General features: G+C 44.5%; 24 protein-coding genes and 3 pseudogenes. 12 read left to right on the plus strand and 15 right to left on the minus strand.

Annotated features, from left to right (window positions below; translation table 11 throughout):
• On the minus strand, positions 1–1172 hold a 1172-nt coding region (locus JCM23214_RS18305), incomplete at its 3' end, for a LamG-like jellyroll fold domain-containing protein (protein ID WP_037492547.1).
• A gap of 633 nt (positions 1173–1805) precedes the next feature.
• Between JCM23214_RS18305 and JCM23214_RS00015 the strand changes: the two genes are divergently transcribed.
• The gene (locus tag JCM23214_RS00015; protein WP_037492548.1) at positions 1806–2438 is read left to right on the plus strand and encodes a VPLPA-CTERM sorting domain-containing protein; all 633 of its coding nucleotides are present in this window, start codon (positions 1806–1808) and stop codon (positions 2436–2438) included.
• Between the two features lie 49 nt (positions 2439–2487).
• On the opposite strand, the gene JCM23214_RS00020 is transcribed toward JCM23214_RS00015, so the two are convergent.
• Together JCM23214_RS00020 and JCM23214_RS00025 are read right to left on the minus strand one after the other, a co-directional pair.
• Entirely contained in the window at positions 2488–3348 is an 861-nt protein-coding gene (locus JCM23214_RS00020) for a crotonase/enoyl-CoA hydratase family protein (RefSeq protein WP_025896822.1), read from the minus strand.
• A 121-nt stretch (positions 3349–3469) separates the two neighbouring features.
• Complete coding sequence (locus JCM23214_RS00025) at positions 3470–4132, minus strand: hypothetical protein (protein WP_025896824.1); 663 nt, start codon at positions 4130–4132, stop codon at positions 3470–3472.
• A gap of 387 nt (positions 4133–4519) precedes the next feature.
• On the opposite strand from JCM23214_RS00025, the gene JCM23214_RS18310 reads away from it, so the two are divergent.
• Both JCM23214_RS18310 and JCM23214_RS00035 read left to right on the plus strand, forming a co-directional pair.
• Positions 4520–4858, plus strand: coding sequence for a DOPA 4,5-dioxygenase family protein (locus tag JCM23214_RS18310; RefSeq protein ID WP_037492549.1), 339 nt, complete (start codon positions 4520–4522; stop codon positions 4856–4858).
• Positions 4859–4910: 52 nt separating this feature from the next.
• Positions 4911–6956 carry a tetratricopeptide repeat protein gene (locus JCM23214_RS00035; protein ID WP_025896825.1) on the plus strand — a complete coding sequence of 682 codons (2046 nt, stop codon included), beginning with the start codon at positions 4911–4913 and terminating at the stop codon, positions 6954–6956.
• Position 6957: 1 nt separating this feature from the next.
• On the opposite strand, the gene JCM23214_RS00040 is transcribed toward JCM23214_RS00035, so the two are convergent.
• Both JCM23214_RS00040 and JCM23214_RS00050 read right to left on the minus strand, forming a co-directional pair.
• Entirely contained in the window at positions 6958–7284 is a 327-nt protein-coding gene (locus JCM23214_RS00040; protein ID WP_025896826.1) for a GcrA family cell cycle regulator, read from the minus strand.
• A 355-nt stretch (positions 7285–7639) separates the two neighbouring features.
• Entirely contained in the window at positions 7640–8131 is a 492-nt protein-coding gene (locus JCM23214_RS00050) for a hypothetical protein (RefSeq protein ID WP_025896830.1), read from the minus strand.
• Positions 8132–8274: 143 nt separating this feature from the next.
• Here JCM23214_RS00050 and JCM23214_RS00055 point away from each other — a divergent pair, with 143 nt between their 5' ends.
• Both JCM23214_RS00055 and JCM23214_RS00060 read left to right on the plus strand, forming a co-directional pair.
• Positions 8275–9036 (plus strand): SDR family oxidoreductase, encoded by a 762-nt coding sequence (locus JCM23214_RS00055; protein ID WP_025896831.1) that lies wholly within the window; start codon positions 8275–8277, stop codon positions 9034–9036.
• A gap of 41 nt (positions 9037–9077) precedes the next feature.
• Entirely contained in the window at positions 9078–9788 is a 711-nt protein-coding gene (locus JCM23214_RS00060; protein ID WP_025896832.1) for a glutamine amidotransferase-related protein, read from the plus strand.
• Here JCM23214_RS00060 and JCM23214_RS00065 read toward each other — a convergent pair whose 3' ends face one another.
• The 3 genes and pseudogenes from JCM23214_RS00065 to JCM23214_RS18315 all read right to left on the minus strand — a co-directional run bounded on the left by JCM23214_RS00065 (position 9789) and on the right by JCM23214_RS18315 (position 12563).
• Positions 9789–10976: a CaiB/BaiF CoA transferase family protein gene (locus JCM23214_RS00065; RefSeq protein ID WP_025896833.1), complete on the minus strand. Its 1188-nt coding sequence runs from the start codon at positions 10974–10976 to the stop codon at positions 9789–9791.
• 160 nt (positions 10977–11136) lie between these two features.
• Positions 11137–11628, minus strand: a complete 492-nt coding sequence (locus tag JCM23214_RS26330; RefSeq protein ID WP_025896835.1) for a cold-shock protein — start codon at positions 11626–11628, stop codon at positions 11137–11139.
• 405 nt (positions 11629–12033) lie between these two features.
• Positions 12034–12563, minus strand: a pseudogene (locus tag JCM23214_RS18315) (peroxiredoxin-like family protein).
• Positions 12564–12772: 209 nt separating this feature from the next.
• Between JCM23214_RS18315 and cobT the strand changes: the two are divergent.
• The gene (gene cobT, locus JCM23214_RS18320) at positions 12773–13750 is read left to right on the plus strand and encodes a nicotinate-nucleotide--dimethylbenzimidazole phosphoribosyltransferase (RefSeq protein ID WP_148301723.1); all 978 of its coding nucleotides are present in this window, start codon (positions 12773–12775) and stop codon (positions 13748–13750) included.
• Positions 13751–13755: 5 nt separating this feature from the next.
• On the opposite strand, the pseudogene JCM23214_RS26335 reads toward cobT, so the two are convergent.
• From JCM23214_RS26335 to JCM23214_RS18325, 3 genes and pseudogenes are all read right to left on the minus strand, one after another.
• Positions 13756–14411, minus strand: a pseudogene (locus JCM23214_RS26335) (histidine phosphatase family protein).
• On the minus strand, positions 14395–14763 hold the full coding sequence (locus tag JCM23214_RS25740) for an ATP-binding cassette domain-containing protein (protein ID WP_148301724.1): 369 nt from the start codon (positions 14761–14763) through the stop codon (positions 14395–14397). The pseudogene JCM23214_RS26335 and the gene JCM23214_RS25740 overlap by 17 nt, the downstream one beginning before the upstream one ends.
• A gap of 7 nt (positions 14764–14770) precedes the next feature.
• Positions 14771–16213 carry an ABC transporter ATP-binding protein gene (locus tag JCM23214_RS18325; RefSeq protein ID WP_148301725.1) on the minus strand — a complete coding sequence of 481 codons (1443 nt, stop codon included), beginning with the start codon at positions 16211–16213 and terminating at the stop codon, positions 14771–14773.
• Between the two features lie 181 nt (positions 16214–16394).
• Between JCM23214_RS18325 and JCM23214_RS00100 the strand changes: the two genes are divergently transcribed.
• Positions 16395–17210 carry a metallophosphoesterase gene (locus JCM23214_RS00100; protein WP_025896839.1) on the plus strand — a complete coding sequence of 272 codons (816 nt, stop codon included), beginning with the start codon at positions 16395–16397 and terminating at the stop codon, positions 17208–17210.
• On the opposite strand, the gene JCM23214_RS00105 is transcribed toward JCM23214_RS00100, so the two are convergent.
• Positions 17207–18382 (minus strand): MFS transporter, encoded by a 1176-nt coding sequence (locus JCM23214_RS00105; protein ID WP_025896841.1) that lies wholly within the window; start codon positions 18380–18382, stop codon positions 17207–17209. The two genes, JCM23214_RS00100 and JCM23214_RS00105, sit on opposite strands and share 4 nt — an antisense overlap.
• A gap of 385 nt (positions 18383–18767) precedes the next feature.
• Here JCM23214_RS00105 and JCM23214_RS26340 point away from each other — a divergent pair.
• Together JCM23214_RS26340 and JCM23214_RS21835 are read left to right on the plus strand one after the other, a co-directional pair.
• A pseudogene (locus tag JCM23214_RS26340) lies at positions 18768–19735 on the plus strand (UDP-glucuronic acid decarboxylase family protein).
• Positions 19722–20678 (plus strand): glycosyltransferase family 2 protein, encoded by a 957-nt coding sequence (locus tag JCM23214_RS21835; RefSeq protein ID WP_025896842.1) that lies wholly within the window; start codon positions 19722–19724, stop codon positions 20676–20678. Before JCM23214_RS26340 ends, JCM23214_RS21835 begins: the two are co-directional and overlap by 14 nt.
• 27 nt (positions 20679–20705) lie before the next feature.
• On the opposite strand, the gene JCM23214_RS00120 is transcribed toward JCM23214_RS21835, so the two are convergent.
• Together JCM23214_RS00120 and JCM23214_RS00125 are read right to left on the minus strand one after the other, a co-directional pair.
• Positions 20706–21713 carry a glycosyltransferase family 2 protein gene (locus JCM23214_RS00120; RefSeq protein ID WP_025896843.1) on the minus strand — a complete coding sequence of 336 codons (1008 nt, stop codon included), beginning with the start codon at positions 21711–21713 and terminating at the stop codon, positions 20706–20708.
• A 279-nt stretch (positions 21714–21992) separates the two neighbouring features.
• Positions 21993–22877: a diacylglycerol/lipid kinase family protein gene (locus tag JCM23214_RS00125; RefSeq protein ID WP_025896844.1), complete on the minus strand. Its 885-nt coding sequence runs from the start codon at positions 22875–22877 to the stop codon at positions 21993–21995.
• Between the two features lie 143 nt (positions 22878–23020).
• Here JCM23214_RS00125 and JCM23214_RS00130 point away from each other — a divergent pair, with 143 nt between their 5' ends.
• The 3 genes from JCM23214_RS00130 to JCM23214_RS26215 are packed head-to-tail and all read left to right on the plus strand — an operon-like array spanning position 23021 to position 24821.
• Positions 23021–23869 carry a UDP-2,3-diacylglucosamine diphosphatase gene (locus tag JCM23214_RS00130; protein ID WP_025896845.1) on the plus strand — a complete coding sequence of 283 codons (849 nt, stop codon included), beginning with the start codon at positions 23021–23023 and terminating at the stop codon, positions 23867–23869.
• Positions 23806–24426 (plus strand): glycosyltransferase, encoded by a 621-nt coding sequence (locus tag JCM23214_RS26210; RefSeq protein ID WP_304945088.1) that lies wholly within the window; start codon positions 23806–23808, stop codon positions 24424–24426. Before JCM23214_RS00130 ends, JCM23214_RS26210 begins: the two co-directional genes overlap by 64 nt.
• Entirely contained in the window at positions 24396–24821 is a 426-nt protein-coding gene (locus JCM23214_RS26215) for a glycosyltransferase (protein ID WP_304945089.1), read from the plus strand. The genes JCM23214_RS26210 and JCM23214_RS26215 overlap by 31 nt, the downstream gene beginning before the upstream one ends.
• Here the strand turns inward: JCM23214_RS26215 and JCM23214_RS18345 are convergent.
• Positions 24818–25324 carry a DMT family transporter gene (locus tag JCM23214_RS18345; protein ID WP_369405877.1) on the minus strand — a complete coding sequence of 169 codons (507 nt, stop codon included), beginning with the start codon at positions 25322–25324 and terminating at the stop codon, positions 24818–24820. The genes JCM23214_RS26215 and JCM23214_RS18345 overlap by 4 nt on opposite strands.
• Positions 25325–25332: the final 8 nt, after the last annotated feature.

Genomic DNA, 25332 nt, shown 5'->3' on the forward strand with positions numbered 1-25332 from the left:
GGCGTGTTTTCCACAGGAGTTTCGAATTCTGGGAGGTTGCCGTCATCGAGTGCATACATACGCTCTGCAATCGATTGCGACGCATCGATCTGCAATACTTCATCATGGAAAGAAACATCTGCGACGCGACCGTCCAGCTCGCGCCCCCACAATGTACCTCCTGCAGTGACATCCCAGTATTTAGGGCCACTTATTTCAACATCAGTCGTGATGGTTGAGAAAACGGACTCACCATCCAAATACATGCCCAACACATTCGAAGAAGCGTCGTAAGTAATTTGAACATCGTGCCAACCCGCTTCTTTCAGAACATCCGGAATGGTATAGTAGTTGAGTTTGCCATCTTCTCCGCGTAGAGCAATGCGGACATCATCGTTTTTGACTCTAATGCCATACTGCATGTGGTTCCAAAGTAGTGCCTGATCCCCTCCACTCAAACTATTCAGCTCAAATGTCGCACTCAATGTGAAGCTTTCCATTCCAAACATGGATGGATCACGCCCAAGATTGACAACCCCCTCACCAAAATTGGCGGAAGCGGCTTCTAACAATTCCTGCTCAGAGAGAATTGGTGTTTCAGAAGCTGGCTGATCTGTTTCTACAGGTGTTTCGAGTTCCGGTAGATTGCCATCATCAAGAGTATACATGCGTTCAGCAATTGACTGCGACGCGTCGATCTCTAACACTTCATCATGGAAAGAAACATCTGCTACATTACCGTCCAGCTCTCGCCCCCATAGCGTACCACCTGCAGTGACATCCCAGTATTTAGGACCACTCAACTCGACATCGGATGTAATGGTTGAGAAAACAGCGGAACCATCCAGGTAAATATTCAGTTCATTTGATGGTGCATCGTAAGTAATTTGGATATCGTGCCAACCAGCATTTTCCAAAACATCCGGAGCAGTGTAGTAATTTAGCTTTCCGTCTTCTCCGCGCAAAGCGATACGGACATCATTATCTTTTACAATAATACCATACTGGGTATGGTTCCAAAGAAGCCTTTGGTCTCCTCCGTTCAAGCTATTCAGTTCAAATGTCGCACTCAGTGTGAAACTCTCCATACCGAACATGGATGGATCACGCCCCAGATTGACAACTCCCTCACCAAAATTGGCGGCAGCTGCTTCTAACATTTCCTGTTCAGCTTGAGACGATAAACTTCTCATTCCTGGGTTTCTCCTACTTACACGAGCACTTGAGCAGATGAGCGAAACTGCTCAATTAATCTTGCGAAAATATAGGAGAAAAAACGTTTTCAATTGGTTACTGTGTCAAATAAAAAAACAGAAATCACAAAGAAAACTTAATTTAAAATTCTGTAAAATTTTATACTTTTATGTAATTAATATTAAATATAAATATCTTTAAATAAAATTAAATAAAATAACTAATTGCAATAAGTATTTTTAAATAAATTACACAAAATTAACCTATATAAAACATGCAATAACTACAATAAATTATAATTAAAAAACACTTACAATCACATTAAATCTGAACAACACTTAAACTCGCATACATGGCTTAAATCATAAACCTTTGAAACCAACATATCGAAAGCCTAATACTTGATCTGGCTAGTTTGCAAACCCACTCCTAGAAACGCACAATGTAACGTTAAACTCAAAATTGATTACAATTTCCCGCAAAATTAACCATATTTATTGCCAGAAATTGCAGTTCTCCACCCATTTGGGGGATGAAAAATTGATAAAATTTTAATAAAAGAAGGGTCAATGGTGAGAGAATTCTCTCCTGTCGCGTAGTTTGTTAAGATTTTTTTATAGAGAGACATGAAAATGAAGACAAAAGCTTCGATGATTCTCGCAGCCATATTTGCGCTATTCACTGCTGTTTCAGCCAATGCTGCCACGCTATCCATTGTTGGTGGCACAAGCGTCAATTTGCCCGGAAATTTCAGCGAAAGTCCACTTGCAGCCACAGGCCTGCAAGTTGGTGACACCGTCACAGCATTTGACAGCAGCAATTCAAGCAGCGAAGGTCTGGCCCTTTCCGGATCTACGCAAGTTCGTTTCGAGTATTTGGGCAAGGAAGCAGGATATACCAACCGCGCGATCGAGCTTGGTGGATTTGGGATCCTGTTTAATACAAACACCGCGTCAGTTGGAGATAGCGTTACCGTAACTCTATCGCCGAATGCAAATGGCCTGCTGCCTTTCAAATTTTCCACATCTGGCGGTGGCACTCCAGCTGATGCTGAAAATGGCAATATCACCAATCCACTGGCCATCGCATTTTCATCAATAACAAATAATTCAGTTGTTGCCTTGTTCGGCGATGGTGCTGGTGATCATGATTTTGATGACATGGCAATTCGAATTTCAGTGGTCCCCCTCCCACCTGCGCTACTCCTGTTTGGCGGTGCATTAATTGGTCTGGGTTGGATTGGTCGCAGACGCAAAGCCGCTTAATCTTGTACCTAACGAAAAAAGGGAGCCAACGGCTCCCTTTAATTTGTATTCATCTAAATTCCGGCTCGTCCCACCATGGATAATAATCTGGCATATCCTTTGACGGCCGCATCGTAAATTTTGCAGGCCGTTTCTCCAAAAAGGACTGAACCCCTTCGGCGACATCGGCGCTCTGACCCATAAAAAAGATTCCCCGGCTATCAATTTTGTGGGCTTCCATCGGATGAGAAGCGCCAAGCATACGCCACATCATTTGTCGGCTAAGTGCAATTGATACCGCTGAGGTTTGATCACAGAATTCCTTCGCCAATTTACGGGCGGCATCCATTAGCTCGTCATCTGCATGCAGAGATTTTACCAGCCCGCCTTCTTTTGCCTCCGCTGCGGAGAATACGCGCCCCGAATAGACCCACTCGGTTGCCTGAGAGATACCAACAAGGCGCGGTAAAAACCAACTGCTGCAGGCTTCAGGTACAATTCCGCGCTTTGAAAACACAAAACCAATTTTCGCATTATCAGAAGCCAACCTTACATCCATTGGCAGGGTCATCGTGATCCCGATACCAACCGCAGCCCCATTAATTGCGCCGATAATGGGTTTTTTCGACCGAAACATTCTAAGTGTGACCTGCCCTCCGCCGTCGCGGTGCACTGTGTCAGCTTTGGCCAAGCCTCGCGCTTCGTAATTGAATGTATTCTTGCCCTCACCCAAATCAGCGCCCGCACAAAAAGCACGTCCAGCACCTGTTACAATAATTGCCCGAATATTGTCATCCTCATCTGCGCGATCAAAAGCATCGATCAATTCATCACGCATGATATGCGTGAAAGCGTTCATTCTATCAGGCCTGTTCAGCGTAATAGTCAGAATTTGATCTTCAACATCATAGAGAATTTGTTCGTAGGTCATTTTTGTTTTCCTTGTTATTGCCTGATAAAAGTCTGCCTTTTTACCACTGAAATAGCAATAACAACAAAAATGGCGGCACATCTGCCGCCATTTCCCCATTTAATAACCCACAAACCGCGTTTTAAGACAGCTTGCGCTTGCGCCATCCTAAGAACCCGAGCAAAGCGACACCAGCTGCATATAAAGGCAAAGCTGCTGGTAGTGGAACCGCGCTAACCGTAACAACCCGGATCCAGTCACCCGGCTCTGTCACTTTCATGCTTAATGTCAGTACATTGCCGATAAAGGAATATTCATCATTATTGGCAAACACACCGTCATTGTAATCACCCTCAAGGCCCCGGTTTGCAAATGCAGACGGATATGTTGTGCCTGCGGCGCCCAGTTCCGCAGATGAAGCTGCTTCGTCAGTGCCTCCAATATCAGCCATAATACCCAATATAGCACCACTAAAGGTCCATTCGACATTGAAATGCGTAATGAGAGTATTCCCTTGGCTGTTCAAGAATATCATATGGCTGTCTACTCTGGTGCCCGCAGCAATAGTGCCTTGATCCGTATCAAAAGCCTGCGAGGTCACCACTCCCTGCGCTTCATCAAATCCCTGCTGCGCTGTATTAATTGCCGCGTCATCACTTACATCAGCCGGCGCGGCGACAATACTGGCAAGTCCGGTCGCCGAACTTGTGCCTCCGGAGGCACTTATGATCGCAGCTTGAACGGAGCCAACTAAAAAGCCCGAAAATACTAACGCCACTAATCCTCTGTTGATAATATTTCTCATGGTAATTACCTTTCGTCAGAATTGCGATTGACAGAGGCAACCCCCATGCATCCATCGCGCCCACTAAAAACAACTCGGCACCAAAAGATACTTTTATACTTACCACACACTACTTTTCATTTTTCTTATATAAATAGTTCCCTTTAATGAAGCTCGTGTCAAACCCTGACCCCACCAAAATTCACTGTTTTGTGATAAATGCAAGTAATTGACAGCTTTACATGGAATACTCTGAGACATTCTATTACCTATGAGAAAAATAACATCTCTGCACATACAATTTTTGCAAATTCACTGGCCGAAGAATAGTATGACAAAAGAATCATTGTGAAACAGAGGTAGTAAACTCAACAAAAATAGGGCGCTGTAACGATAGAAAGCAATTTAATGAACAAGCCGATTTCGATCATAACTGGCTACCATGCCCATATTTATTACACTACTGAAACCAAAGAAGTGGCTCAAAGATTACGCGAACAGATAGGTCAGAAATTTGCCGTCAAATTGGGACGCTGGCATGATAATTTTGTCGGACCTCATAAAGCTTCAATGTATTTAGTCGCCTTCAAAGCCCCGGAATTCAACAAGATCGTCCCCTGGCTTATGATCAATCGCACTGGTCTGGATATTCTCGTTCACCCGGAAACCGGGAACGACCTTGAGGACCACACAGAAAATGCATTATGGCTCGGAACCAAGCTGGATTTAAAATTGGATGCACTCTAAGGTGAAACACCCTTGCCCCTAGAGCTATATTGTCGATGAGTTACGTGCACGAATGAACAGGAAATTAACCTTATCACTCCTCGTTGCCACAACAGTTTTCCTGGCATGCGTCACGCCAAATAGTCATGCCATTGAACAAACGCAGCGAAATACTGCAGTATTTGCGATGCCTGTCGTACATGAAAGGTTGCAAACAGCGGTTGCGGCGATCAAAAACAATCAATTTGCGTCCGCACACAAAGCTTTGGAATCTATTACGACTGATTTTCCGTGGTTCTTTCAGGCTTATTATTTACGAGCGTCAATCTACGCTATTTCAAACGAAAAAGACGCTGCTTTTAACGCATTGGGAAAAGCAATTGAGGCAGGGTTAAATAATAGCACTCTTCTGCAAAAAGACAAAAACCTCAACAATCTGCGCGATGACCCCCGCTTCGGCAAACTAATGGAAAAAGCTATAGCCGCTCAGGCTGCGCCACATATCCGTGACGACGCGACAGTACCTGACCCTGTTCCAATTGACCAATCTTTAGCTTCAATTTCGGCCACCAATAGCATCTGGGACCCAAAGCTACAAACCATCAGAGTGCTTTTTCGCTTTAATCACCGGAAAGCTGCTACCCAAATTGTCCAAAAATCTGAAGATGCCGCGTCGAAAATGCTCAACACATTGTTTCAACGGGGCCTTGCAGCCGGAAATATGGGTGATATCTATGACAACCGGGATAGAGGGCATTCCAAGCTTCAAATAAATTCCTATCCCCAACTGGCTTTTTCACACTACACAAGAGAAGCCGTCAATAATGCCATTGATTATGGCTTAAACACCAAAATTCTCTTTAATGCACCGACTTTTGGAAACTCCTCCACAGCGGTTTCATCTGGCCCTTTCTGGCGCAGTCTAGCCCGGCTGGCCTATACAATTCCAAATGGCCCAAAGCATTTGACCTTTCAATACTTCAACAATCACATATATATTTATCCAGCTGTAAACGACTATAAAGACAAACAAGATCACTTTCCAACCAACACCCCCTACATGGTAATCACTGAAGGAAAGTCGGGCTCAGATAAACCGTTTTTACACGCTGTCGCTACAATATTTGCAGCCCTTAGACCTGCGGAAAAAGACAAGCTCATAAAGTCGCGCAAGTTATCCGCTGCGGTTCAGTATATATTGCGCAGGAGCCAAACATCTGTTGTTGACGATGGCGATTACCTAACATCGAAAGCGCACCCGGTAGTCTTTCGCAGTTCCGAAATCTCTTTTCGTAAAATGATAGAAATCGCAAATGACTTAAAAGCTGATGATTTTCCAGCACCCGTTCTTCTCAGAGTCGTAAAAGAATCTCAACCTGTTGGTGGTGTAGATGACTTCACTCAAATGCTCCCGGAACAATTGTTCGATACACCGGTAACGATTGCACGCGTTATCAGAAATACCTCGTTCCAGAAAAACATGACAGTAAGAGTGGCATCTGCCACCAACATAGAGGAAAGTCAGGTTTCTTATAAATGGGTCGTCTTGCAAGGGAATCCCCGCAAAGTCAAAATCACCCCCAAAACACCCCGCGCAGATACTATTGATCTAACAATAGACTGGCACGCGCCTTTTCAGAATGCTAATCGTCCCGAGTTTAAGAGTAATCGTGTTGAAATCGGCGTATTTGCGACCAATGGAAAAGATTACTCAGCCCCCTCTTTCGTTACTTTTCTTTATCCAACACATCAACTACGCACCTATGATGAAGAAGGAAGACTAGTTAGCATTGACCATCGACATCAAGAAAATGCCTATATAGATCCGCAGATTTTTACACGCAGAAACTGGAAAGACACCTATCACTATAATGAAGATGGACGGCTTACTGGGTGGACCCGCCAGCGAAGGAACAAGAGCACAGACTACACACGACATGGCGCGCGGGTTCTGGAAAAAGACAGCAATGGCAGGGCGGTGACAGCCGAACAGGTCACCTATGTATATAAGCGCGCTTCAAACGGAGTGGCACATGCCAGCGAAGAGCTTACTGGCAAGATCCTAAACTACCAATATCTGGGTGCGAGTGACACCCTGGGTATCCTTGTTCGAAACTAATCTAGTTATTATCCCTGGATTGATACGCCATATTGCAATGTTTCAAGCAATATGGTTTCCCCGGAACTGATTCATCACTACAAAAATGAAAATCAGGCTCACCGGGGTGTCCGATTGGCCATTGACAGGCTCGGTGTGCAGGTACAACTTTTTTCTTCGCTTTTGGTGCGGCTGTTGTACTTGACTTGGCGGAGAGGCCGAGCCGATTGGCTTTACCGATAACGGCATTGCGCGTAACTCCGCCCAATTCTTCAGCGATTTCCGCAGCGGTCTTTCCAGACCCCCATAGGCTTTTCAGTTTTTCAATTCGCTCTTCAGTCCAACTCATCGTCAGCCTCTCATGCCTAAACTCAAAATCACTCAGATAAAGCTCACGCCTCTAAAATAATGCGGACAATGGTATAACTATCCAAAACTAAAGAGTCCATAGATAATCAAAATCCTCTGCAATCACATACCGCGATCAGCCCTTTGATTTCTTTATCCGTACAGCAACAGATAACAAGTAAATCAGGAATGCCATCGCCACAAAGAACTCCTGCGCTTCACTTACATTCAGATTAAAGGGATAGGGGATATTATGCGCCCCAAAAATTCTATCAGGAATCTTCATTAAACCGACAATCAGGCATACCGGCATCATAACCCAAGTTGGCCAAAATAGATCCTGCCAGCTTCCCGCATCAAAAAAAATGCCTTTGTGACGCCGCCACAACGGCAACACCACCCCCCCGATTAGCAGACAGCTCGACCAACAAACGTGGCTTCTGATCTAGCCAGGAAGACATATTATGAAAATTGGTTTCCCCCTGATCATTAAGCTTCTTCATACTTTCAGGGGTTTCCCAGCCAAACCAGTGCTGACCCCAACTGGCTTCTTCGCCAGCAAAATACAGACATGCCAAACCCAACAGCATATACCAATACCACATCCAGTTTTCCGGAAGGTGCCTTCTATTACTCGCAATATAACCTGCCAGTAATATTGCCGGTATCAAGATAACGACGGTCAGGTTTTCGATAATTCCGGTTTCCCCGTTTAAATGATTGGCCGCAAATTCAGGAAACAACCAACGGACCCCCAGCACCGCGACCAAGAAAAATGGCGGCACCCCTAACCAAAGCAGTTTTGGTAGATCATATGTGGCTTCAACGGATAATTTCGACTGCACCATTAATAACTGATCCTGACATAAGAGTAATTTTAAATAATTTCCAGCGTCGGTTGACAAGCTGCAAACTATCACAACACTGAACAGCATAGTTAATCTAATTACGAAACCTAAACAATAAACATGGGTAAAAAAAGGGTTCAGATATGGGAAGAGTCTCAGGAAAAATCGCGTTGGTAACTGGTGCAGGAAGTGGCCTTGGGCGGGCAACAGCCATCATGCTTCAAAAAGAGGGCGCAAAAGTAGTCGTTACTGACATTAACATTGAAAGTGCGCGTGAAACAGCGGATCTCATTGGTCAGGATGTTCTTGCGCTGGAGCAGGATGTGACATCTGAAGATCGCTGGAAAGAGGTTCTGGAAGAAACCAAAAATCACTTCGGTGGCCTGAATATTCTGGTAAATAATGCTGGTATTGGCGGGGGCAGCGACGTTGAAAACACAGACTTTGAAACCTGGAAGAAAGTGCATTCCGTAGATCTGGATGCCGTATTTCTTGGCTGTAAGTATGCGATTTCGTATATGGAAGACACTGATGGAGCCGGATCCATTATCAACATTTCATCTATCGCAGGTATTATCGCTGGCCATAATCTGGCCGCCTATAATTCTGCAAAAGCTGCTGTGCGTCACCTCAGTAAATCCGTAGCGTTACATTGCGCGCGAAAGAAAAATGGCATTCGGTGTAATTCAGTTCATCCGACATTTGTCCGGACCCCAATTTTGGATGCAATGTTTGCCAGATTTGGCACCGACAAAGGGCAAGAAAAACTGGCACGGCAAGTTCCGCTGGGACATATTGGGGAACCCGATGACATTGCCTACGGCATCTTATATCTGGCATCAGACGAGTCCCGTTTTATGACCGGTGCAGAGCTGGTTCTGGACGGCGGCATCAGCGCCATGTAAATAGAAATTGTGGCGTACCCGTATTTCAGGATTAGTTCAGAATGTCCGTAAAAAAAATATTGCTGATTATGCATCAAGCCAGCTCCGACCCGGGTAGGGTGGGCGAAATGCTGCGAACCTTAGGCTTTGAGCTGGATATGCGGATCCCTGCAATCGGCGATCCACTCCCTTCCGATCTTTCCAAGCATCATGGTGTCGTCATTTTTGGCGGCCCCATGAGTGCAAACGATGACCATGAGCACTTTATTCTGGAAGAAACCAAATTCACAGAAAAACTACTTCAAAGTAACACTCCTTATCTCGGGATTTGCCTAGGAGCGCAGATAATGGCGCGTGTTTTAGGTGCCAACGTGAAACTTCACCCCGAAGGTCTGATGGAAATCGGTTATTACAAAGTCGAACCCACAGAAAAAGGGAGCGACTACTTTGATAAGCACCTGAATGTATACCAGTGGCATAAGGAGGGGTTTGAATTACCTGATCAATGTGAATTACTGGCGACCGGTGAATATTTTACAAATCAGGCATTTCGATTTGGAAAAAATGCCTATGGTATTCAATTTCATCCCGAAGTAACTGAAGCGATGAACAGACGCTGGCTGTCAAAAGCTTCGCACATGCTGGAAGAACCTGGCGCGAAGTCCGCTGAAGAACAGCTAAAAGACCGCGCCAGACATGACAGGGAATTAAACGACTGGGCATGGCGTTTTCTATCTCACTGGACTAGTTTGCCAGAGAAAAGCCACGCTTAATCAGACAACTCTTGCGTCTCTTAATGCTGTGATCTCGTCTGCAGAAAAACCGAGGTCCAGCAGGATTTCCTCAGTATGCTCTCCGAGCAGAGGAGCCCTGCTTTTTATAGACACTTCTGTCTTGGACATCTTAACAGGAAAATTAGCTATTCGCGCAGGCTTGCTAAGACCGGGATATTCAACTTCCTGAAGCAACTCCATCGCTTTCAGATGCGGATCATCCAAAACCTCCTGAGGTGACAGAACAGGTCCGCATGGCAGACGAACGGCTTCCATTTCTTTAATAGCCTCTTGCGTTGTACGCTCAAGACACCACTTGGCCATCCTTTCAGAGATTAAATGGCCATTGTCTCCGCGATCCTGATCTGTATCAAATCGGGAATCGCTCAGCCAATGATCCTCTCCAATCAATTGACACCATCTTTTGAAAAGTGGGCGACCTATGCTCTGCACAAGCACCCAACCGTCTTTCGTCTTGTACGTATCAGACGGTCCACCATTATAACCTCTGTTTCCAATTCCAGTTCTGTTCAGCCCAAGCATATCCTGCTCAATTAATGCTGCAACTGATACGAGGACGGAAGAGCCAAACAGCGAGCCTGTAACCTGCTGACCTTCACCTGTCGCCCGATGATGCATTATTGCTGAAAGTGTACCAATGCAGCCAACCATAGCTGTCGTAAAATCAACCCAGGGACTGCTTAGCTTCCTTGGGCCGGTTTGCGGATCACCAGACATGTACATGGCACCAGACATAGCCTGACCAATCCCATCAAATCCCACTCTGTTTTTGTAGGGACCCGTGTCTCCAAATGCGGATTGGTGCGTTAGAATAATATCCTCTTTAATTTTGCAAAGGCTTGCATAATCAAGCCCCATGGCCTCTAACGTTTCGATGGGTAAATTTGCAACCACCACATCGGAGGATTTCACCAATCTGCGCAGGACCTCCCGCGCTTCAGGTTTCATGGGATTGAGGGTGAGACCTTTTTTACTATTGCCCATCTGCAAAAGCATGCCACCTTCGCCAGTATCCGTTACCGGAGTAGTGAAACGGTCTTCACTCCCATCAAGTTTTTCGATGCGAATAACTTCTGCACCCAGGTTTGCTAAAATAGTTGTACAATATGGCCCTGCTATATATCGGCCAAAATCCAGCACTCTGACACCTTCGAGGATCCCTGGCATTTTTTCACTCCTGATTTTATTTTTGTTTTTTCAGGCTTAGTCCTTAAGCGCAAGGGTGCCGTTAATCCTCGAAAAATTCAAGCTCTAAACTTCACACACACCCCCCCCGCAAGCACTTTATCACAGCAGGGGATAATTAAAGAAGTCCAGTACTGAAAAACTATATCAGCTCAACGCCTTCGGCCAATGGCCCTTTCTCACCGCTTTTCACATTCAAGCGGACACGTTGTGCAGTTTCAAGTATACCGAGGCCGGATTTTTCCAATGCTTTCATATGCACGAACACGTCCCGACTTGCATCATCAGGCGTAACAAACCCAAACCCTTTTTCGATATTAAAAAACTTAACAGTACCTTCTATGAGCTCTGTATCACCTTCACGTGGATCCAGAACAGGAGCTGGACCTAGATCATGAATTTTATGAACTTGCTGTCCTCGCACTCCGGCAGTTAAGTCGCATGTAATAGGTGCACCTTCGGGTAGTCCCTGCAAGCCAATCGTCTGCAGTACAGAAATATGCACAAACGCATCTCCTGTACCGTCAAGCGGTTCCACAAACCCAAATCCCTTTGCTGTGTTAAACCACTTCACACGACACTCAATGTTATTACGCGTTTCGATCTCAGTTCGTACTGTACTAGTTTCTTGCATTACACCTGGTCCTCAACCACCAATCGGCACTCATCCACACAGGACAATTTTTTCACTTGGCGTTACAATTTTCCAGAATAAAATCAAAAAATATTTAATTTAGTTGCACAAAACAAAACTGTAAATTGTTTTACCCCAATATATGGGGGATAGACGAAGCATCGCCGCAAGTACAGGTTTTATTTTCACAATATACTTATATTCCAAAAATCGGAATTGACTTCTTTCTGTTAAAATTGGGCTAAAGCCGATAAAAAATAGAATCATATACCTTCCTTCATCGTATCTGATTCGGATTTTTTATGGACTAAAACTTTTAGCCTAGTTACATTACACAACAGCTGATTGATTTTCCAGTGCAAACCCTTAAAAAGTTATTAACAGTAACAAATCGTAATATTATTGTCACATTTTATGAGTGCCTCTGACCGGATACCCATTTTCTCTTACGAATTTCAGGCCTCTTAGTATTCCTTCCAGGTCAGGACGTGCAAATGGAGCATTGGAAATATCCAGTATCTGAATAGTACCATCAGGCCGCACAACGAAAAGCCCCGGCTCTGGAAATGGCTGATCTGTCTCTTGTGGTGATCGTGGCTCTGAAACATACAGGCCGAGTTTGACCATCTGCTCTATACTCAATCCATATGCCACTGGAATTGAAAGTTGGCCCTTTTCAATTTGTTGCCTCGCCTTTTCAATTCCGTCGCCTGATACAGCGATTATATCAGTTTCCGCAAGCTCAAATTCACCCTTCAACTTTTCCAATTGGTCAAGATATTTTGCACATAGTGGACAATGAAGCCACGGTAAACCACAACCAGTTTCCATCTATCCGGTGCAGAAGAAGCACCGAGAATTGTGTTTCCGCCACCAACAAGGGGAACTTCTATTTCAGGAAATTTGGAGCCTGCCTCCAGTTTAAACTCTACCATTTTTTCACTTCACCTTAATTTTGAACAAACGTTCCAAATACATATTGATCACCCCTTAAAATGCAAGTCTTCCATATGACGAAATGTCAAAAAATCTTGTTTGAATAAGTTGCGTTTCCAAACTCCTCCCGTAGAATGCAGCAAAATCAGAATTTCCATGGAATAAAATTAATGCCTTTCAATAGCTTAAGTGACTTCAAAGCCATCGTATTAAACCTTCCCTCCGCCAGCCTGCAAATCGGAATGTTGCTGAGAAGAGAAACGCCACACTTACCAAACCCGCGGGTTCTCTCGGGAGGTTGGAGGAGGTTGCAATTTGGGCTGCTGAATGGCAGGGGAAAAATCCACCCACGATTGACGCGCCCCAAGTCGCCATATTTGCAGGCAACCATGGTGTGTGTGCACAAGGGATTTCTGCATTTCCCGCTGAAGTTACGGCCCAAATGGTCATTAATTTTGAAAACGGTGGCGCTGCTATTAATCAACTTGCTAAAGCATTCGGTGCTAAATTTTCTGTACATTCACTTCAACTGGATCAACCCACTCAAGACTTCACGAAGAATGCAGCAATGAGTGAGACTGAATGCCTGCAAGCCATTCAAGCTGGCTGGCAAGCTGTTGACGCAAGCAGTGATTTCTTGGTTGTGGGTGAAATGGGTATTGGCAACACAACCGTTGCCGCGGCCATATGCACTGCTGTGTTTGGCGGCAATGGCGAAGAGTGGGCAGGACCGGGTACTGGTGTTGATGCCGCAGGTGTTAGCCGAAAGGCAGATGTAATTAACCGGGCAATCGGTCACCATTTGGAACATTTAAGTGAACCGCTTGAAATCCTGCGCAGGCTTGGTGGCCGCGAATTGGCGGCAATGGTTGGTGCGATTGCCTCCGCTCGCAACAAAAACATTCCTTTGGTTCTTGATGGCTTTGTTGTTTGTGCCGCCGCTGCGATCCTGCACGCCATTGCCGACGAGTCACTGGATCATTGTATTGCTGGTCACTGTTCTGCTGAGCCAGGACACACAAACCTCCTGAAAAAACTTAAAAAACAGCCCCTTTTACAACTGGGCATGCGCCTTGGTGAAGGATCCGGAGCTGCGCTGGCGCTTGGCATCATAAAAGGAGCAATTGCCACTCATAGCGGTATGGCGAGCTTTGCCGAAGCAGGTGTCGCTGAACAGGAAGATTAAAAAACTCAGTAAGCGGCTGTCGAGTTGATGAAATCAATTTTCCAACTGAGAGCGCCTTCGTGACGATAAAGCGTAATTCGACTAAGCGACAAGGGAGTGATGTCAAGCAACTGTGACTGCGCGGGCTCGAGTTGAAGGGCCTGCGCAAGAATTGCCCTAATCGTTCCGGCGTGAACAATAAATACCACATCGTCGTTGGTATTCTCACGCACAACAAGATTGAAAAATTCGCCTACACGCTGACACACTTCAGCGAAACTCTCACCCGCAGGAGGGGCGTTTTCAACAGGGTTCTCCCAAAACTTTGCGTAAGCTTTCGCATTTTCCAGCCTCGCCTGCTCATATGACAGCCCTTCCAATGGCCAAAACTCTGCTCTCTCAGCTCTTTGGATACACGCGTCAAGACAACTTCTGAGCCAATTTTCTTAAGCTGATCAAGTGTCTCTCGGCATCTCGTTAGATCACTTGTATACGCATTAAACGATTGGGGGAGCTGCCGATAAAGCCAGTGAAATGCAGTCATGTCGGCCAACTCAGCTGATAAATCCTGCTGACCATAAATATAGTTCACTGCAACAGGCGCATGTCGGACTAACCAAAACCTGATTTCTTCGGTTTTGGATATAGAGGGAACTTCTTGAAAATCAGACTTTTTTGGCATCCGCTATAGATGCAATCTTTGCATCAGCGCTGAACTGGTTGTTATAGAGTTCCGCGTAGATACCATTTTTGGCATAGAGTTCTGTATGCGTTCCTTTCTCTGCAACCTCCCCCTTTACCACAACATAAATGATATCAGCATCCAAAATTGTCGATAATCGATGGGCGATAACAACGGACGTGCGCTCCTTCATCAGTTGGTTCAAAGCAAGTTGAACCTTCCGTTCAGCTTCCGCATCAAGGGCTGAAGTTGCCTCATCCAACAACAGAATGGGCGCATCTTTCAGCATGGCTCTCGCAATCGCAATACGTTGCTTTTGTCCACCTGAAAGTCGAACGCCATCTGATCCCACGCGGGTCTCATACTTCGGGCAAACTTACAATGAAATCGTGAATGGCAGCAGCCTTTGCTGCAGATTGGATCTCTTCATCAGTGGCACCATCACGTCCATAACCGATATTTGCTCTTATCGTATCGTCAAAGAGAAAAATATCCTGACTTACAAGTGCAAACTTTTCTCGCAATGATTTAAGGGTAACATCCTTCACATTTTGTCCATCTACAAGGATTTCGCCCTGACTCACGTCATAAAAACGAGGCATCAGGTTCAATATCGTTGACTTACCACCGCCCGATGGCCCGACCAAAGCAACCCGCTTTCCTGCGGGTATGGACAATGAAATGTTATTCAGAACCGGCTCTTCCGCACCATAGCCAAATCCAACTGACTTAAATTCAACCTCCCCTTTATGCAGCTCTAGTGGTGTCGCCCCCGGCTTTTCTACAACCTCATCTACAAGATCCAGCAAGTCGAAAATTCGCTGTGCAGCTGCCAACGAATTCTGGATCTGAGGAGCAATTTTGGCGATGCTTTTAATAGGTTGGTAAGCAAGCATTACGGCCGTGATAAACGCGAAAAAGGTACCTGGCGTCGTCTCTCCGGCCGTTACCCTACTAGCGCCATAATAAATCACGAAAGCGATCATCACGCCCGAGATGGTTTCCACAATTGGATTGCTTGTTGCCTGAATTCGCATTGCTTTAAACTGATAGCGAAATCGGTGTTCTATCTCCTTATCACCCTTTAAGCGCATCTGCTCTTCATGACTATAGGCCTTAATCACTCGGATTCCCTGAAATGCTTCCTCAAGAAATGTACTAAATGTTCCTGTCTGCTCAAGCACACGGCGCGAAGCTTTGCGGGCGAGTTTTCCCACTTGCCGAATGGCAATTGCTCCTGGAGGTAAGGCTACGAAAATAATAAGAGCCATCTTCCAATCATAATAAAACAAAGAGCCAATCAGAAAAATTGCGGTAAGACTGTCTTTGGTAAAAACTACCAATGCTTGCGTCGACCCCAATCGCAGCAAATTTGTATCATAGACAAAGCGCGAGATCAGTTGACCTGTCGAATTTTCATGGAACCAGGCCAGATCGGCGAAAATCAGTTTTCGAAACAAGTCACGCTGAATATCCGCAACCACCCGATTACCAACCCATTGCATAAAATAGGCCTGACCAAATGTAGAAAAACCTCTCAGCGTAAATATAAAAACAACCGCAATTGTCGTGAAAAGAACAATTTCCGGATTTTTTTCAAAAAACACTTCGTCTACAATTGGCTTCATAAGAAACGCCGTTGCCGAAGTTGTGATCGCGCCAATGATCATAAACACTATCGCGGCAATTAGCCTGAACTTGTAGTGAAGCACATACTCCTTAAGCAACCTTCCATAAAGAACAGAAGATTTTTCTCTATGCTTTTGAGAAGTTTTTGGTAGTTCAGGTACTTTATTACTCAAGTAAAATCTCCTGAGCGACAGGATGGCCGCAAGCTTTGCTCAACACATTTACCATTTTAGCACGATGTGTTCACACGGCTTTCAGATATCCTCTATCAAATGAAAAGGCAATGGTGTGCTTTGGCAACAGTTTCGCTTGGATTTCATTGACATGCCCTAAAAAACACGAGACAAAGCTTCCATGCTCAGACTGTTCACTCAGGAAAAAATCCCTGTCAAATTGCCAAGCGGAACGCGAGTTACTGCGATTGGCGATATTCACGGACAGCTCACGCGGCTCACGCGCCTTATGGAAAAAGTTGACAAGCTTAGGCAGGAACAGCCCGTAAAAAGTGATTACGTGATATTTATGGGCGACTTTGTAGACCGGGGTCCAAAGTCAGCAGAAATAATCGACTATCTTGTCCAAAGAAGAAAAAAAGCTAAAAAGCAGGGAAAGCACAAGGAAATTTTCCTGCAGGGAAATCATGAAGAATTATTACTCGACAGTTTAAATGAGAACGACAAACGTCAGGATCTATGGTGGCGCAATGGTGGGCAGCAGACGGTAAACAGTTACCTGAAATTTCAAAACATCGAACTTACCGATGACGTGGACATGCTTCATCGCATCACACTTCTGCGCCAGCATTTTCCCGAGAAGCACTTAAAGTTTCTCAGCAAACTAAAAGACCTGTATCAGGTAGGCCCCCTTGTCTTTGTCCATGCTGGTCTTCGCATGGAGCATCCGTTAAATAAACAGGTTAGTAGTGATCTTAGATGGATCCGAGATCCGTTTCTAAACTGGAAAGGTCAGAAAAAGGATTTCATGGTTGTGCATGGCCACAGCATTACAAAAGGGTTCAAACCCGAAATCCTAAAGCACCGCATTGGAATAGACACAGGAAGTTACAAAACGAAAGGACGAATTACCGCAGCCATATTCCAAAAAAACACCGTCAAATTTTTAGCAAGCGGCACGAAAAAAGACTTCAAGCAGAATAAATTTTCAGATTAGCACTCCGAATGATGCCTTTCATAAGCCCGCACCCGGACAAGTAAAACCAACGAAAGAAGCAATCCACAGGCGGAACATACGGCCATCAGGTAAAAACTGTAGGCAGGCTGCATCTCGAAAAGAAAACCCGCCAGCATGGTCAACAATCCAAAAAACACCCCCATTGCGAGACTATCATATAGCCCCTGCGCAGACGCTGATATCGATGGAGGAATTCTTTTGCTCATATAGGCAATCAACGCCATATATAATAGTGCGAATGTGAGAGCATGGAGTATTTGCGCAAAAACCAGAAAGTAAATTTCACTTTGAGTTGCCAATAACACCCATCGAATGATCCCGCCAATTGCCGCAACACTGATCATTGGCATAGCACCAAAACGCTTGATCAACCTGCCTGAAATACTGAACATACCGATTTCTGCGATAACCGCGATTATCCAAAGTATCGTAATCGTAAAATTACTGTAGCCGAGGCTTTTCCAGTATATTGCGCTAAACCCATATAGCGCCGCATGCGTTGACAAAAGCAGCGCCACCGTTACCAGAAACAAGGGAAAATTTGGCAAAGAAAGCGGGCGGAATAAAGGAACTCTTTCAGGGTCAGGGGGCGTATAAACTTTGGGAACAGTAATAGAGGCTCCGATCAGCAAAACTGATGTGAACAATAATGTCCAGTATATCGCGTCCAGCCCATAAAAATCCGCAAGCGCCCCCACGATTAAAGAAGAAAAAATAAAACTGACAGACCCCCACCGCCGAACCTTGCCGAACTCTATCCCAAGAATCTGACCCAAGCGCATGCTCAGTCCATCCGAGAGCGGCACTCCGGTAGAAAGCGCAGCCCCCGCAAGCCCCCAAATTGCAGCGTACAAAATCCAGCTATCTGTCAACTGCAATGCCAAAACACCAGCCAGTACCATCACAGACAATACAATCATTACCCGGCGGCGATCACCGACACTATCAGCTATAGAAGAGGAAATCGGGACCACCAGCAGCTTTAACCAATAGGCGGCCCCAAGGACAATTCCCACATATTCAAGTGTAATCTGTTCTTCCAACCATCTCGGCCATAGTGGAATGGCGATCCCGTAAACCGCAAAAAAAGCCGAATAATAACCCGTCAGCCGCCTTGCAGCCTGATTTTTTGAATAGGAAACTTCACTCATACGTATCTCGGTGGCAGGGCGATTAAACGATTTGTTTTTGTGTGGACCAAATCCAGTATGGAAGATTATAGGCTCAATCCGATACTTTGAACCATAGAGCAAATAAAAATAGATCCAGCAATTCCAACAAAACCCAAGTCTTCACCAGCCAGATCCTTACTGAATTTAATTGCATCGACATATATATTTCACAGGTCTAAACGCATTAAACAACTTATTTCCAGCTATCCTTCCGAGAATAAATAACTTCTCTTGTTAACCCATAAGAGCAACAGTGCGTTTAATTTTCTAACTTATATATCGAAATTTGAGCGAAAAATTTTTGTTCATGGTAGCATTTTGGATAAAGTTAGGCTGGGGACTAAACTTTCAAGGGGGATAAATCTTGAAAAACCAGAAAAAAATTCTAGTAACCGGTGGGGCTGGCTTCTTGGGATCACATTTGTGTAAACTGCTCGTTTCTGAAGGCCATGACGTTCTATGTGTTGACAATTTTTACACCGGAAACAAAAAAAACCTTGAGGAATTAAGAGATAACCCCTTGTTTGAAATTATTCGTCACGATGTAACATTTCCACTTTATGTTGAAGTAGACGAAATTTACAATTTAGCCTGCCCAGCATCTCCTGTTCACTATCAGCACGACCCGGTCCAAACGACAAAAACGAGTGTGCATGGTGCGATTAATATGTTGGGACTTGCTAAAAGACTGAACGCAAAAATATTACAAGCTTCAACCAGTGAAATTTATGGTGATCCTGAAGTACATCCACAAACGGAAGATTACCGTGGGCGCGTGAATATATTGGGCCCAAGAGCCTGTTATGATGAAGGGAAACGATGCGCGGAAACACTTTTCCATGACTATCACATTCAGCATAATCTAAGAATTAAAATTATGCGAATTTTCAATACTTATGGACCAACATGCATCCCAACGATGGCCGGGTGGTTTCCAATTTTATTATTCAGGCCTTAAACAACGAGGATATTTCTGTTTTTGGAAAAGGTGATCAAACTCGATCATTTTGCTTTGTAAGTGATCTTATTCGCGGAATGACCTCGTTGATGAACTCCGAAGACCAATTCATTGGTCCCGTAAATATCGGAAATCCACATGAAATTTCGATTTTTGAACTCGCAGAAACGATCATCGAACTAACCAATTCAAAATCAAAAATTATTCACAACCCACTGCCCGTAGACGACCCCGTCCGTAGGTGCCCTGATATTTCATTAGCGCAAGAAAAGCTAAATTGGACCCCAAAGATTAGCTTGAAAGAAGGTTTAGAAATCACTGTTTCCTATTTTGATAACCTACTAAAGAAAGCCGCCAACGGTGCCTTCAATTAAATCACATAAAATATCAATAATTATTCCAGCGTATAATTGCGAGGCGACTATTCGCAATACATTGGATTCCGTTTTCTCCCAAACCTACTCTCCCTACGAAGTAATTTTGGTGGATGATCATAGTCCAGTTTCAGTTGCCTCTATTTTGAATGACGACTATCCCTCGGTAAAAATTATCAGACACTCGAATAATCTGGGAGTGCAGAACGCGCGAAACACTGGCTTCGAGCAAGCTGTCGGCGACTATATTCTGTTTTTGGATGCCGATGATGTTTTATATAAAAACTTTCTTCAGTCAGCAGCCCAAACACTAACAACTCATCCACAAATAGCTGCCTATTTTGGAAATTTTGTAACTATTAAATCTGTAGATGATCACAATGCGATACCCAATGAAAGCACCCAAAAACCAAATCTGAAGCTGCTAGACCAACAAGGTGGATTTTCTTTTTATTTAGCAAATACAGGCGCTTTTCTACCCTCCTTTACAGTGTTTAGAAAGACTGCTTTGGATGAAGTCACCATTAATGGTGAATTATTTCCAAAAAATGTTTGGGGAAATGAAGATTTCCACCTTTTTCTTCGCATTCTATCCAAATTTGAAACGGCATATGAGCTAAACGAAATGGGTTTATATTTACTGCAGCCCACCAGTATCTCTCAAAATCAACTAAAAGTATGGAATTCTCGAGTAATCGCAATCAATTCACTCATCGAAATTTTTAGAGATGGACCTTGGAACCATGAGCACCTCAACTTACTCAAAAAGCTATATAGTGCGTCACTAAGAGTTTACGCCCGAATACTGGCTGCCGAAGGACAAAAACAGAAGGCTCTAAAACTACTGACGAAACGTATCCTCGTTAAGCCAGAAATAAAAACACTTGCATTGATAGCACTGATCTTACTCAACCGTAACACCAGAAGAGCCACAGAAACCTGATTAAAATCCGACGACTGGATCGCTTTTTTACAGTTCGCCCTGCGTATAAGCTCTCCAGCGATTATATTCTTTTTTGACAGTTATTTTATTTGCGAGCTTATCAATCATAGCTACAATTCTATTCATTGTAACGCTTGCAATTTTTCTACCAAATATCTTCTCAAGAAATTTTTTTGTTTTTACATATTTATAAAGACGGTGGTCCTTAACGAAAGTTCGACCAGCCTTCAGATTGCCGGTACCTGGGGTCAAATCATACTTGCTAATCATTCTTGCCACACTTTCGTTCAACCAGCTTTCTGACCATCGCAAATTGAAATAACGAATATCATCATTACTTACATTTTTCGGAGGTAGGTATGACACCTTGGACTTTGGCTCAAAAAATATTTTCTTATTCCGACGCATTGCCTGAATGCACAAATCCCACTCTTCATACATGCACCGTATCTGTTCATCCAACCCGCCAATTTCCTTAAGAAAATCCACTTCAGCCAGAACAGTGTGAAATTCAACCAGAGTAGTTTTTTGTCTTTCAAACTCGACTGGGTTTGTTTGACTATCATGATGCGTATAGTAGGGTAACTGGTGGCAAATACGTTGACCTTCCGGCGTTTCGATAAGCTTTCCCTCTCCCCCAGCGACGTGAATGTATCGCCATGGAGGAAAGCGCTCATAAATCAACGGAACGACTAAGGCAGCCCCTTCTTCTACGGCACAGTCAACTAGATTTTTCAACCAGCCATCTTGGACTATCACATCGTTGTCAATGAACACGACATACTTGGTTGTGACAGACTTTAAAGCCAAATTTCTAGCTTGTGTGGGAGTTAGATACTGATCTATTTCAATAAACTCGACATTCCGATTTTCAGAAACCTTTTTAAGTTCATCAAGAGTTAAATCTGGAAATCTAGAAGCAACAAAAAGTATCTTTACGTCACGTGGTGAATGCTCAAGCACAGAAGACAAAGATTTAACGCTTGTGGAAAAGATTTCCCTTATTGTCATGACAATCGTTACTGAGTCTTCCATATTAATCTCCTGGCACCAACGTAATTTAATGCGAAATGAGTACGCATCGTTGTTCAGCTAATTTTCTCAAAGTACGAAGATACGAAACAAACTTATTGGAACAACATGTAACTTAAAAATAAAATTTTTACTAAAACGAGAAGTATAAATTTAGCAGAATTTGAATTACCCGTAAAAATGAATTTAACTTCGGATATCAAATTTTCCTCCAAATCAGGGGGCTCCATCCAGTAGCGCACCCATCAATCCCACTGAAGTGACTAACATTAAAACAGAAAATTACTTAGGCATTAAGATATAGAGCGGTGTTCTATCAACTGATAACCTGATCGGAGTATATTTTTCTGCATCTCCATCTCGCTGACAGGGCAGAGCAGGCTCTGAGCAAATTAAAACGTCGCCAATGGCTGAAAACATTTCTACGGATTTCAATTTGGGAAGATAATTCAGCCCAAGTGCAACAGCATAACTTAATGCCGCAAGCCTCCCCCCGTGTTTCAAAAGAAGAACTTGAAAGTCTCGACTTTCTAAATTTGCTTTTGGAAAGACAGTGAAGGGGCCTCCATATTTGCGCGCACGTGAAACAACCACGCTTGCCGCCCGATATGTTTCCCCTCCGACTTGCACTGAAACATTCATTTTTGAAAAAGAATTTCTCGCCCTGATCGCCGCCAATAAATAGGCGACCGCGCCCCATTTGCGCTTTTGATCTATATCTAACGCGTGAACGGCCAGCGAGTCATACCCGCATCCCAGCATCAACAAAAATCGCTTATTCTGGGCCCAACCGGGCCAGATCTGTGTGGCCTCGCCTGCTACAATTGCATTTACGATTTTCGTGATATTTGTTCCGATTCCGATTTCATGTGCAAATACATTGGCTGTACCGAGTGGAATTATACCCAGTGGTACCTCGCTTCCCCTAAGGCCTTGTGCGACTTCCCCTAGTGTACCGTCTCCTCCAGCGGCAATCACGGCAAACACTGTGTCATCCTCACTCGCTTGAATCGCGAGTTCAGTCGCATGAGCAGGGCCACTTGTGTGATGCAACACGATGTCACAGCCGGCCTGTTCTAATCCCTCCAGTACCTTCTGAAACCTGCGCCCATGACGGCGACCAGCCATCGGATTATAGATTACATGTAGACGCTTGCCTGTTGTCACTGGACTGACTTCCTCTCGAAACAAAAATTTAACGTTGCAGACATTTACCTGACCAATCCGTTCGTAAAATTAGCAACAGGGTTTGATTGCTAATTCTTTTCACCTTGGTGAAAGTTCCATTACACGATGCGTAGGGTACACATATGAACGCGGTGTCGACCAAGTTAAAATACAAAACGATCTGGATATCGGACATTCATCTTGGGACACCTGGCTGCAAAGCCTCGCTACTTCTGGACTTTCTAAAACATACTGAATCCGAAAAATTGTATCTTGTGGGTGATATTATTGATGGCTGGGCATTGCAGCGTAACTGGTTTTGGCCTCAACAACATAACGATGTGATCCAAAAAATCTTACGTAAAGCCCGTAAAGGTACAGACGTTTATTTTATTCCCGGCAATCATGACGCCTTCGCAAGACACTATGTAGATCATAATTTTGGCGACATCACAGTTGCCAAAGACTGGGTCCATGAAACGATTGATGGCAGAAAATTTCTGGTTTTGCATGGAGACGAGTTCGACGTTGTTGTCAAATACGCGAAATGGCTCGCATTATTAGGGGATTGGGCATATGGCCTGTGCCTGAAGCTAAACGATTTTGTAAACCATATTCGCCAAAGCATGGGATACCCATATTGGTCTCTATCGGCATATCTGAAACTGAAAGTAAAAAACGCAGTTCAGTTTATTGCCGAGTTTGAAAATGCACTCGCAGGGGTCGCGAAAAAGAAAAACGTCGACGGTGTGATCTGCGGGCATATACATCATCCGGAAATTCGAGACATCAATGGCATCACCTATTGCAATGATGGCGACTGGGTAGAGAGCTGTTCAGCATTGGTTGAGCATTACGACGGCCACCTGGAAATCATCAAATGGGTAACCCCCTTCTCCAAATCCAGCTATTCAAAAGGGAAATATGAATGCGATACGTCATCGTCACTGACGCTTGGACGCCTCAAGTCAATGGTGTCGTTCAAACCCTAACCCAACTAAAAATTCAGTTGGAAAAGCTTGGCCATGACGTACACATGATTACGCCTGAGAGCTTTTTGACAATTCCCTGTCCTACATATCCAGAAATCAGGTTGTCACTATTCGCGGCCAAGCGTGTCAAAAAAATGATTGAGCAGGCACGTCCAAGCGCAATTCACATTGCGACTGAAGGCCCGTTAGGTATGTGTGCCCGCCGATATTGCCTTAAGAACAACATTCCCTTCACTACGGCCTTCCACACTCGTTTTGCAGAATATGTAAATGCGCGAACGCGGTTGCCGCTATCTGTTGGATACGCCTTCCTTAGATGGTTTCACAAACCTTCAAGCACGGTAATGGTTGCAACACAAAGTATGGAAGACCAGTTAAAAGAAAGGGGCTTCCACAATATTTCTCGGTGGACAAGGGGAATTGACGCATCCCTTTTTCATCCGCGCACCCATAAACTTCAAGGATTAGCCACTCCGATTTTCATGTATGTGGCCGAGTTGCCATTGAAAAAAATATTGAAGCGTTTTTGGAACTGGAACTGCCCGGCAGCAAGGTAGTTGTCGGTGATGGCCCGCAAAGAAACCAGCTACAGAGCAGATATAAAGAAGTAAATTTCGCTGGAATGAAGCATGGCCATGAACTTGCTGAATATTTTTCCGCGGCCGATGTTTTTGTATTCCCAAGCAAAACTGACACGTTTGGGCTTGTCTTGCTCGAAGCCCTAGCATCCGGCGTTCCCGTAGCCGCCTATCCTGTTACAGGACCGCTGGATGTAATTGGCGGCGCGGCGGTTGGTGTCCTCGATACAGATTTACAAAAAGCAGCTCTGCAAGCGCTCAACATATCATCAGAAGCCTGCCGGGAATTTGCTCTGCAATATACATGGGAAAATAGCGTGTCGCAGTTTTTGGGAAATTTGGCTGAATTCGACACAACTGATTATTTTCCTTAAGCGTCCGCTGAAACTTGTGCATTTTTTTTAAGCTTCTCTGCACTCCTGAGGTTAATAATAAAAACTCCAGCCAACGTAACTGCCCCCCCAACGATAAATCGCCAGGTCACAGGCTCATCAAAAAGAACCAATCCAAATCCCACTCCGAATAAAGGGGCAAGCAGGCCATAAGGCGTTAACACTGAAACCGGGTATTTTTGAAGCAGATAGTACCAACTGCCATGCGCAACTATTGTTGTCGCAACCACTGTAAAGAGAAGAGCCGCGACATGGCGTAAATTGAGCGTCAAAAGCTGCGATAAATGATCGTCCTCAAACGCATAGGAAAATACAAAGAGGATGGGGAAAGAAATCAAGGCAATCCATGCCTGCATCTGCATGGCCCCTATTCCAGTCGCCTGCCGCATCAGGATAACACCGGCCGCCATAAACAAAGCAGCCCCGGCAACGAGTGATGCACTTGTAAGATAATCAAACACAATTGGATCAAACCCCATCAACATTACCCCGA

Source organism: Sneathiella glossodoripedis JCM 23214, from assembly GCF_000616095.1.
GTDB classification, from domain to species: Bacteria; Pseudomonadota; Alphaproteobacteria; order Sneathiellales; family Sneathiellaceae; genus Sneathiella; species Sneathiella glossodoripedis.

Bases quoted from the DNA above. Each gene is read 5' to 3' on its own strand.
- JCM23214_RS00015 (WP_037492548.1), top strand. From the start codon at position 1,806: ATGAAGACAAAAGCTTCGATGATTCTCGCAGCCATATTTGCGCTATTC.
- JCM23214_RS00020 (WP_025896822.1), bottom strand. From the start codon at position 3,348: ATGACCTACGAACAAATTCTCTATGATGTTGAAGATCAAATTCTGACT.
- JCM23214_RS00025 (WP_025896824.1), bottom strand. From the start codon at position 4,132: ATGAGAAATATTATCAACAGAGGATTAGTGGCGTTAGTATTTTCGGGC.
- JCM23214_RS18310 (WP_037492549.1), top strand. From the start codon at position 4,520: ATGAACAAGCCGATTTCGATCATAACTGGCTACCATGCCCATATTTAT.
- JCM23214_RS00035 (WP_025896825.1), top strand. From the start codon at position 4,911: ATGAACAGGAAATTAACCTTATCACTCCTCGTTGCCACAACAGTTTTC.
- JCM23214_RS00040 (WP_025896826.1), bottom strand. From the start codon at position 7,284: ATGAGTTGGACTGAAGAGCGAATTGAAAAACTGAAAAGCCTATGGGGG.
- JCM23214_RS00050 (WP_025896830.1), bottom strand. From the start codon at position 8,131: ATGGTGCAGTCGAAATTATCCGTTGAAGCCACATATGATCTACCAAAA.
- JCM23214_RS00055 (WP_025896831.1), top strand. From the start codon at position 8,275: ATGGGAAGAGTCTCAGGAAAAATCGCGTTGGTAACTGGTGCAGGAAGT.
- JCM23214_RS00060 (WP_025896832.1), top strand. From the start codon at position 9,078: ATGTCCGTAAAAAAAATATTGCTGATTATGCATCAAGCCAGCTCCGAC.
- JCM23214_RS00065 (WP_025896833.1), bottom strand. From the start codon at position 10,976: ATGCCAGGGATCCTCGAAGGTGTCAGAGTGCTGGATTTTGGCCGATAT.
- JCM23214_RS26330 (WP_025896835.1), bottom strand. From the start codon at position 11,628: ATGCAAGAAACTAGTACAGTACGAACTGAGATCGAAACGCGTAATAAC.
- JCM23214_RS00100 (WP_025896839.1), top strand. From the start codon at position 16,395: ATGCTCAGACTGTTCACTCAGGAAAAAATCCCTGTCAAATTGCCAAGC.
- JCM23214_RS00105 (WP_025896841.1), bottom strand. From the start codon at position 18,382: ATGAGTGAAGTTTCCTATTCAAAAAATCAGGCTGCAAGGCGGCTGACG.
- JCM23214_RS00120 (WP_025896843.1), bottom strand. From the start codon at position 21,713: ATGGAAGACTCAGTAACGATTGTCATGACAATAAGGGAAATCTTTTCC.
- JCM23214_RS00130 (WP_025896845.1), top strand. From the start codon at position 23,021: ATGAACGCGGTGTCGACCAAGTTAAAATACAAAACGATCTGGATATCG.
- JCM23214_RS26210 (WP_304945088.1), top strand. From the start codon at position 23,806: ATGCGATACGTCATCGTCACTGACGCTTGGACGCCTCAAGTCAATGGT.
- JCM23214_RS18345 (WP_369405877.1), bottom strand. From the start codon at position 25,324: ATGTTGATGGGGTTTGATCCAATTGTGTTTGATTATCTTACAAGTGCA.